The sequence below is a fragment of the Streptomyces sp. NBRC 110028 genome (assembly GCF_001417735.1).
Taxonomy (GTDB): Bacteria; Actinomycetota; Actinomycetes; order Streptomycetales; family Streptomycetaceae; genus Streptomyces.
The window spans coordinates 1-8483 of sequence record NZ_BBUZ01000077.1; the positions used below are offsets into that span (position 1 = coordinate 1).

Below are 8483 nucleotides of genomic sequence, written 5' to 3' on the forward strand. Positions count from 1 at the left end.
AGAGCGCCGCCCCTACGGTTCGCCGGTCAGCCGCTTGAACAGGTGCACGTCCGCGTGGCCGCCGGGGATACCGGGCGTCCTGCCGGTCTCGGCGTAGCCGTGGCGCTCGTAGAAGCCGGGAGCCTGAAAGGTGAACGAGGACACGGCAACGCGATCGCAGCCGCGCCGACGCGCCTCGGTCTCGGCCGCCCGCAGGATTCTGCCGCCCCAGCCGTCCTGACGACTGTCCTCGCGCACCCACAGCAGATCGATGCCGCACAGGCCACCCCACGTCCACGCGGACAGCCCACCGACCAACCCTCCCGCTTGATCGCTGACCTTGACCGAGAACGCGCCACGGTCGGCCGCGCCCGTGGCGGCCGTGTTGAAGGCGACCAGCTCCTCGGTCAGCCGCCTCTCGAGTTCGCTGTCACACCCGCCGGTGGTCAGGGTGGGGCCAGGTCCGTCATCGGTTGTCATGGCGCGCAGCATGGCAGCCCGCCGAGCCGCACGGCACGCGTTTTCTGCCCGCCCGTCGGGCGCGGGCTCAGTCCGTGACGCCCAGGCGGAGGTGTTCGACGTGGTGGAGGGCCTGGTCGAGGAGTTCCGCCACGTGGTTGTCGTGGAGGGAGTAGACGACGGAGCGGCCCTGGCGGGTGCCGGTGACCAGGCCGAGGTTGCGCAGCAGGCGGAGCTGGTGGGAGCAGGCGGACTGCTGCATGCCGACGGCTTCGGCGAGTTCGGTGGCCGGGCAGGGGCCCTCGCGGAGGCGGGCCAGGATCAGCAGGCGTGAGGGGGTGGCGAGGGCCTGGAGGGTGGCGGCGACCGTCGGGGCGTTCTCGGGGGTGAGACGGGCACGCGGGGCGGCGGTGTCGCCGGCGGGGGTTTGTGCTCCATGGCCCATGGGCTCATCCTACGGACCACCCTATGCATGAATACTTGTTCAAGTGTTGCTGGTACGGTGTGCCGCCATGACGTCCACGCTCACCACCCGGTCCGCGCCCCCGACGGCCCGGCCCGCGGCCGTACCCCGCCGCCGTACCCACGTACTCGCCCTGCCGGAGGCCCGCTGGGCGCTGGCGGCGCTCGTGCTGTTCCTGGTCGCGCTGGCGGCGCAGCTCGGCGGGGCGCCCGGCTGGGTGTGGGGGCCGCTGTACGGGGCGGTGTATGTCACCGGCGGCTGGGAGCCGGGGTGGGAGGGGCTGAAGGCCCTCAAGGACAAGACGCTGGACGTGGATCTGCTGATGGTGGTCGCGGCGCTCGGCGCGGCGGCGATCGGGCAGGTGCTGGACGGCGCGCTGCTGATCGTCATCTTCGCGACGTCCGGCGCCCTGGAGGCGGTCGCCACCGCGCGGACCGCCGACTCGGTGCGCGGGCTGCTCGACCTCGCGCCCGCGACCGCCACCCGGCTGCTGCCCGGCGGCGGCGAGGAGACGGTGGACGCCGGTGCGCTGGCGGTCGGGGACACCGTCCTGGTCCGGCCCGGGGAGCGGGTCGGGGCCGATGGGCGCGTCCTGGACGGCGAGAGCGAGGTCGACCAGGCCACCATCACGGGCGAGCCGCTGCCCGTCGCGAAGGCGGCCGGGGACGAGGTGTTCGCCGGGACCGTCAACGGCACCGGGGCGCTGCGGGTACGGGTCGAGCGCGACCCGTCGGACTCGGCGATCGCCCGCATCGTGCGGATGGTCCAGGAGGCGTCGGAGACCAAGGCGCCCACCCAGCTGTTCATCGAGCGAGTCGAACAGCGGTACTCCCTGGTGATGGTGGCCGCCACGCTCGCCCTGTTCGCGGTCCCGCTCGCGCTCGGCGCGGCGCTTCAGCCGACGCTGCTGCGCGCGATGACCTTCATGATCGTCGCCTCCCCCTGCGCGGTGGTGCTGGCCACCATGCCACCGCTGCTGTCGGCGATCGCCAACGCCGGACGCCATGGCGTGCTGGTGAAGTCCGCGGTCGTCATGGAGCGTCTGGGCCAGATGGACGCCGTCGCCCTGGACAAGACCGGGACCCTCACCGAGGGCACGCCCCGGGTGACCGAGGTGCGCCCGCTGCCCGGTGCGGGGCTGGACGAGGACGGGCTGCTGCGGCTCGCGGCCGCGGCCGAGCGGCCCAGCGAACACCCCCTGGCCCGCGCCGTCGTGGAGGCGGCGACGGGGCGCGGGATACAGCTGCCGGACGCCGAGGCGTTCGGCTCCACGCCCGGGCTGGGGGTCACCGCGACCGTGGACGGGCGCGAGGTGCGGGTGGGGGCGCCCGCCCGGGTGCTGCCGGAGGCGTACGAGGAAGTCGCCGGGATGGAGGCGGCAGGCCGCACCGCCGTCGCCGTCCTCGTGGACGGCCGGGCGGCCGGGGTGCTCGGCCTCGCCGACCGGCTCCGCCCCGGCGCGGCGGAAGCCGTCGACGGCCTGGCGGCGCTGGCCGGCTCCCGGCCGGTGCTGCTCACCGGCGACAACCGGCGTGCCGCCGACCGCCTCGCCGCGGAGACCGGCATCGCCGACGTACGCGCCGGGCTGCTGCCGCAGGACAAGGTGGCCGCCGTACGGGAGCTGGCCGGCGCCGGACGCCGCGTCCTGGTCGTCGGGGACGGCGTGAACGACGCGCCCGCCCTGGCGGCCGCCCACACCGGCGTCGCCATGGGCCGGGCGGGCTCCGACCTGGCCCTGGAGACCGCCGACGCCGTCGTCGTACGGGACGAACTGGCCGCCCTGCCCGCCGTCGTACGGCTCTCCCGCACCGCCCGGCGGCTGGTCGTCCAGAACCTGGTCATCGCCGGTGTCTGCATCACCGCGCTGGTCGTCTGGGACCTGGCCGGGCAGCTGCCGCTGCCGCTCGGCGTCGCCGGGCACGAGGGCTCCACGGTCCTCGTCGGCCTCAACGGGCTGCGGCTGCTGCGCGAATCCGCGTGGCGGGGCGGCTCAGTCGCCGAGCACCGGTAGCAGCTCCGGAAGGTGGCCGTCCGAGGCGAGGGCGGCGGTCTGCCGCTCCTGCGGGACGTCCCCGTACGTCGTCGTCCGGGGGCGGGCCGGGCGGCCCGCCAGGTCGGCGATGCCGACGAGGTCCTGGATGGAGCGGTAGGAGCCGTACGAGGAGCCCGCCATGCGGGAGATGGTCTCCTCCATGAGCGTGCCGCCCAGGTCGTTGGCGCCGGAGCGCAGCATCTCGGCCGCGCCCTCGGTGCCGAGCTTGACCCAGCTGGTCTGGATGTTGGGGATGTGCGGGTGGAGGAGGATCCGCGCCATGGCCGTCACGGCGCGGTTGTCGCGGGTGGTGGGGCCGGGGCGGGCGATACCGGCGAGGTAGACGGGAGCGTTGGTGTGGATGAAGGGGAGGGTGACGAACTCGGTGAAGCCGCCCGTCTCCTGCTGGATCTCCGCCAGCAGCCGCAGATGGCCCAGCCAGTGGCGCGGCTGGTCGACATGGCCGTACATCATCGTCGAGGACGAGCGGATGCCCAGCTCATGCGCGGTCTTGATGACCTCCACCCAGGTCGCGGTCGGCAGCTTGCCCTTGGTGAGGATCCAGCGCACCTCGTCGTCGAGGATCTCGGCCGCCGTGCCGGGGATGGTGTCGAGGCCCGCCTCGCGCGCCGCGGTCAGCCATTCGCGGATGGACATCCCGGTGCGGGTGGCGCCGTTGACGACCTCCATCGGGGAGAACGCGTGGACGTGCATCCCGGGGACGCGCTCCTTCACGGCCCGGGCGACGTCGAAGTACGCCGTACCGGGCAGGTCCGGGTGGATGCCGCCCTGCATGCACACCTCCACCGCGCCCACGTCCCACGCCTGCTGGGCGCGGTCGGCGACCTGGTCCAGGGAGAGGGTGTACGCGTCGGCGTCGGTGCGGCGCTGCGCGAAGGCGCAGAAGCGGCAGCCGGTGTAGCAGACGTTGGTGAAGTTGATGTTGCGGGTGACGATGTACGTGACGTCGTCGCCGACGGCCGCGCGCCGCAGGTCGTCGGCGATGCGGGTGAGCGCGTCCAGCGCGGGCCCGTCGGCGTGCAGCAGGGCCAGCGCCTCGGGGTCGGCGAGCCGGGTGGGGTCGTCGGCGGCCTGCGCCAGGGCGGCCTTCACGTCCGTGTCGATCCGGGACGGGACCATGCCGGGGGCGGCGGCCTCGCGCAGCGCCTCCCAGTCGCCGTACACCTCGTCGAAGTCGTCCCGCCGGTCGCCGGTGCGGCCCTCGGTGTCGATGGTGCGGTGCAGATCGGTGCGGCCCGAAGGGCTGAAGGCCTCCTCGGGCTCCTGCCAGGGCAGCCCGGCGGGCCGGGCGTCCGGGCGGGCGAGCCCGGTGGCCGGGTCGGCCAGCGCGCGCACATGCGGCAGCAGCCGCGGGTCCAGCCACGGCTCGCCGCGCTGGATGAACTCGGGGTAGACCGCGAGCCGTTCGCGCAATGCGAACCCGGCGGCCGCGGACCGCTCGGCCAGCTCGTCCACCTGGGGCCAGGGGCGCTCGGGGTTGACGTGGTCGGGGGTGAGCGGGGAGACGCCGCCCCAGTCGTCGATACCGGCGCCGATCAGCCGCTCGTACTCCGCGTCGACCAGGTTCGGCGGCGCCTGGATGCAGCCGGAGGGGCCCAGGATGTGCCGGGCGACCGCGACGGTGGCCACCAGGTCGTCCAGCTCGGCGTCCGGCATGCCGCGCATCGCCGTGTCCGGCTTGGCGCGGAAGTTCTGGACGATGACCTCCTGGACGCCGTGGTACGAGCGGGACACGCGGCGCAGCGCGAACAGCGACTCGGCGCGCTCCTCGTACGTCTCCCCGATGCCGATCAGCAGTCCGCTGGTGAACGGCACGGAGCTGCGGCCCGCGTCCTCCAGGACGCGCAGCCGGACGGCCGGTTCCTTGTCCGGCGAGCCGTAGTGCGGGCCGCCGGGCTCGCTCCACAGCCGCTCGGACGTGGTCTCCAGCATCATGCCCATGGAGGGCGCGACGGGCTTGAGCCGCTGGAAGTCCGTCCAGGTCATGACGCCGGGGTTGAGGTGCGGCAGCAGCCCGGTCTCCTCCAGGATGCGGATCGCCATGGCCCGTACGTACGCGATGGTGTCGTCGTATCCCTCGGCCTCCAGCCATGCGCGCGCCTCGGGCCAGCGGTCCTCGGGGCGGTCGCCGAGCGTGATCAGCGCTTCCTTGCAGCCCATTTCGGCGCCTCGGCGGGCGATGTCCAGCACCTCGTCGGGGGACATGTACATGCCGTGGCCTTCGCGGCGCAGCTTGCCGGGGACGGTGGCGAACGTGCAGTAGTGGCACTTGTCGCGGCACAGCCGGGTGAGCGGGATGAAGACGCTGCGCGAGTAGGTGATGACCCCGGGGCGGCCCGCGGCCTCCAGACCGGCGTCCCGCACGCGCGCGGCGGAAGCGGCCAGGTCCCGCAGGTCGTCCCCGCGCGCCTGGAGCAGCACCGCCGCCTCGGCGGTGTCCAGCGCCACGCCCTCACGGGCGCGCCCCAGCGCGCGGCGCATCGCGTTGGCGGTGGGGGGCTTCGGTTCATTTCCCTGCGCGCTCGTGGTCATCCTCCGAGCATACGAGCGGGGTCCGACATCGCCAGACCGTCCGGGCCTGCGGTTTTGTGGGCCTGATCACGACAATTCGACCCTGGTGCCGGGAATACGATTGCACGCTACAAATACCGCGCGCAGGCGTCCAAGGTGTGCAGGATCTCCGTCTCGTCCCCGGACGGGAGCTGCACGACGACCTCCTCGACGCCGAGGTCGGCGTAGTGGGCGAGCTTGCCGGGCGAGGGGCGCACCGCGTACGGCACCACCTCCAGCGCCGCCGGGTCCCGCCCCGCCTCCGCCCAGACGCGCCGCAGTTCGGGGAGGGCTTCGGTGAGCCCACCGCCGCCGATCGGCAGCCAGCCGTCCGCGTACGCGGCGATGTGCGCGAACAGCCGCGGCCCGGCCGCCCCGCCGATCAGGGTGCGCGGCCCGGTGAGCGGGTCGCCGGGCGGGCGCTCCCGGATCACCGGTTTGGGGTACGCCAGGCTCGCCCGCACCGACGCGTACGGGCCCTGATGGGCCGTGGGCTCCTCCGCCCACAGGGCGCGCATCAGCGCCATCCGGTCGCGGACCAGCTCGCGGCGCTCCGCCCAGACGGTGCCGTGGTCGGCGGCCTCCTCGACGTTCCAGCCGTACCCGATACCGAAGGTGAAGCGTCCCCCCGACAGGAAGTCGAGGGTGGCCACGCTCTTCGCGAGGACGACCGGATCGTGCTGGGCGACCAGGCAGATGCCGGTGCCGAGCCCCAGCCGCTCGGTGACGGCGGCCACCTGGCCGAGGGCCACGAACGGGTCGAGGGTGCGTCCGTACGGGCGCGGCAGCGGCTCGCCCATGGGGGCGGGGGTGTCGCGGCTGACCGGGATGTGGGTGTGCTCGGGCAGATACAGCCCGGCGAACCCGCGCTGCTCCAGCTCGCGCCCGAGCCAGGCGGGGCGGACGGTCTCGTCGGTGAGGAAGACGGTGGTCGCGATGCGCATGAAGGGGCCGCTCCTGCCGCAAGGGACGTGTGTGACGTACGAGAGACGTGTGGGGGGACGTATGTTCCCTCTCCGCCTTCGAGTTATCCACAGGCCTTTCCGCGGATGTCATCGACGCGTACAACGGTGTGACGCGGGTGACACGGCTACGACTCTGGGGGCAGGCATGCAGCGACGGGACGTACTCAGACTCTCCGCGCTCGCGGGCGCGGCGGGGGTGCTCACGCTCGACCCGGTGTCGTTCGCGCAGGCCGACGAGGCGGACGCGGGCGATGAGAAGGCACGCACGATCACCGGCCATCTGCCCACCGGTTCCCCCGACTTCGTCTATCTGCCGGTGGAGGTGCCGTCCGGGGTCCGCGAGATCGCCGTCTCCTATACGTACGACAAACCGGCCGTCCCGGCGGGCACGCAGGGGAACGCGTGCGATATCGGCATCTTCGACGAGCGCGGTACGGAGCTGGGCGGGCGCGGCTTCCGCGGCTGGTCGGGCGGTGCCCGTACGGAGTTCGCGATCAGCGCCGCGGAGGCCACCCCCGGCTACCTCGCCGGACCCGTCCGGGCGGGCACCTGGCATGTCGTCCTCGGTCCGTACACGGTCGCCCCGCAGGGCCTGGACTACAAGGTCACCATCACCCTGCGGTTCGGCCCGCCCGGCACCACCCCCAAGCCCGTGTACCCGCCGCAGCGCGCCAAGGGGCGCGGCCGGGCCTGGTACCGGGGCGACTCCCATCTGCACACCGTGCACTCCGACGGCAAGCGCACCCCGGCCGAACTGGCCGCCGCCGCCCGCGCCGCCGGGCTCGACTTCATCACCACCACCGAGCACAACACCACCTCCTCCCACGGCGCGTTCGAGGGTCTGTGGGGCGACGACCTGCTGATCATCACGGGTGAGGAGATCACCACCCGGAACGGCCATGTGGTCGCCCTCGGCATCACCCCGGGCACCTTCATCGACTGGCGCTACCGCGCCCGGGACAATCGCTTCGGCCAGTTCGCCCGCAAGATCCGGCAGTCGGGCGGCCTGGTGATCCCGGCCCATCCGCACGGCACGTGCGTCGGCTGCAACTGGAAGTTCGGCTTCAACGAGGCCGACGCGGTCGAGGTGTGGAACGCCGACTTCGGCCCGGACGACGAGGCGACGGTCCTGGAATGGGACAACACCCTGGTCGCCGCCGCCGGCGGGGACGGCCGCTGGCTCCCCGCCGTCGGCAACAGCGACTCCCACCGCGAGCCCTCGCCCGTCGGCCTCCCCCAGACGGTCGTCCTCGCCGACGACCTGTCGCGTGACGCCCTCCAGGACGGCATCCGCTCCGGCCGCTGCTGGATCGCCGAGTCCTCCGAGGTCGACCTCACCTTCGAGGCGGTGGACGGCCGCGGCCACCACGCCGGCGTCGCCGACCGGCTGGCGGTCGCCGCCGACGCGGAGGTGACGGTCCGCCTGAAGGTCACGGGCGCGGGCGCAAGTCCCCAGGTCCGCTTCATCACCGACCAGGGCCCGCTGTACACCACCACGCTGTCCGACTCCGGCTCCGGCACCGTGGAGTGGAAGACCACGCCCTCCTACGCGGCCTACGTCCGCGCCGAGATCCGGCACCCGGCGGCGGACGGCGGCGCGTCGGGCATACCGGGCCCGATGGTCGCCCTGACCAACCCGATCTGGCTGGGCGGGCGGTAGAACGAGGCTGCAGGTGAGCGGCTCAGTTCGAGACACCGTTCGAGGCCGGAAGTAAAGAGAACAAGCTCATCGGGCGAGAGGTTCGGGGAGACCTGTGAGCCGAATGCCGGCGTGGGTCTTGTAACGCTTGTTGATCCCGATCAGTAGTGCGGTGATCCGTTCGCTGACACCGCTCATGTCCAGCGGGCCGCAGTCGACGGTGCGCAGCCCGGGGATACGGTTGATGAGGTCCGCGGCCAGGGTCTTGTCGGCCGTGTGGTCACCGCAGATCAGTACGTCCTCGTCCAGCCGGCGCTCGATGTCCTGCAAGGTGGCGGCGCTGACCGTCTGCAGGGCCGAGACCAGGCTTGTGCT

Annotated in this window: 6 protein-coding genes and 1 pseudogene; 2 read left to right on the forward strand and 5 right to left on the reverse strand. The window is 73.2% G+C overall.

Translation table 11 applies throughout. The annotated features are described in order from the left end of the window. Positions 1-12: 12 nt before the first annotated feature. Complete coding sequence (locus ASC60_RS38140) at positions 13-459, reverse strand: GNAT family N-acetyltransferase (protein WP_055558323.1); 447 nt, start codon at positions 457-459, stop codon at positions 13-15. Between the two features lie 67 nt (positions 460-526). After that, on the reverse strand, positions 527-883 hold the full coding sequence (locus ASC60_RS38145; protein ID WP_055558319.1) for a helix-turn-helix transcriptional regulator: 357 nt from the start codon (positions 881-883) through the stop codon (positions 527-529). 67 nt (positions 884-950) lie between these two features. Here ASC60_RS38145 and ASC60_RS38150 point away from each other — a divergent pair, with 67 nt between their 5' ends. Next, positions 951-2912, forward strand: coding sequence for a heavy metal translocating P-type ATPase (locus tag ASC60_RS38150; protein ID WP_055558320.1), 1962 nt, complete (start codon positions 951-953; stop codon positions 2910-2912). On the opposite strand, the gene ASC60_RS38155 is transcribed toward ASC60_RS38150, so the two are convergent. Then, positions 2892-5486 carry a bifunctional FO biosynthesis protein CofGH gene (locus tag ASC60_RS38155; protein WP_055558321.1) on the reverse strand — a complete coding sequence of 865 codons (2595 nt, stop codon included), beginning with the start codon at positions 5484-5486 and terminating at the stop codon, positions 2892-2894. The genes ASC60_RS38150 and ASC60_RS38155 overlap by 21 nt on opposite strands. A gap of 107 nt (positions 5487-5593) precedes the next feature. Continuing rightward, positions 5594-6448: an LLM class F420-dependent oxidoreductase gene (locus ASC60_RS38160; protein ID WP_055558322.1), complete on the reverse strand. Its 855-nt coding sequence runs from the start codon at positions 6446-6448 to the stop codon at positions 5594-5596. A gap of 166 nt (positions 6449-6614) precedes the next feature. Here ASC60_RS38160 and ASC60_RS38165 point away from each other — a divergent pair, with 166 nt between their 5' ends. Beyond that, positions 6615-8129, forward strand: a complete 1515-nt coding sequence (locus ASC60_RS38165) for a CehA/McbA family metallohydrolase (RefSeq protein WP_199831181.1) — start codon at positions 6615-6617, stop codon at positions 8127-8129. A gap of 66 nt (positions 8130-8195) precedes the next feature. On the opposite strand, the pseudogene ASC60_RS38170 reads toward ASC60_RS38165, so the two are convergent. Next, a pseudogene (locus ASC60_RS38170) lies at positions 8196-8483 on the reverse strand (NADPH-dependent F420 reductase); the annotation flags it as partial.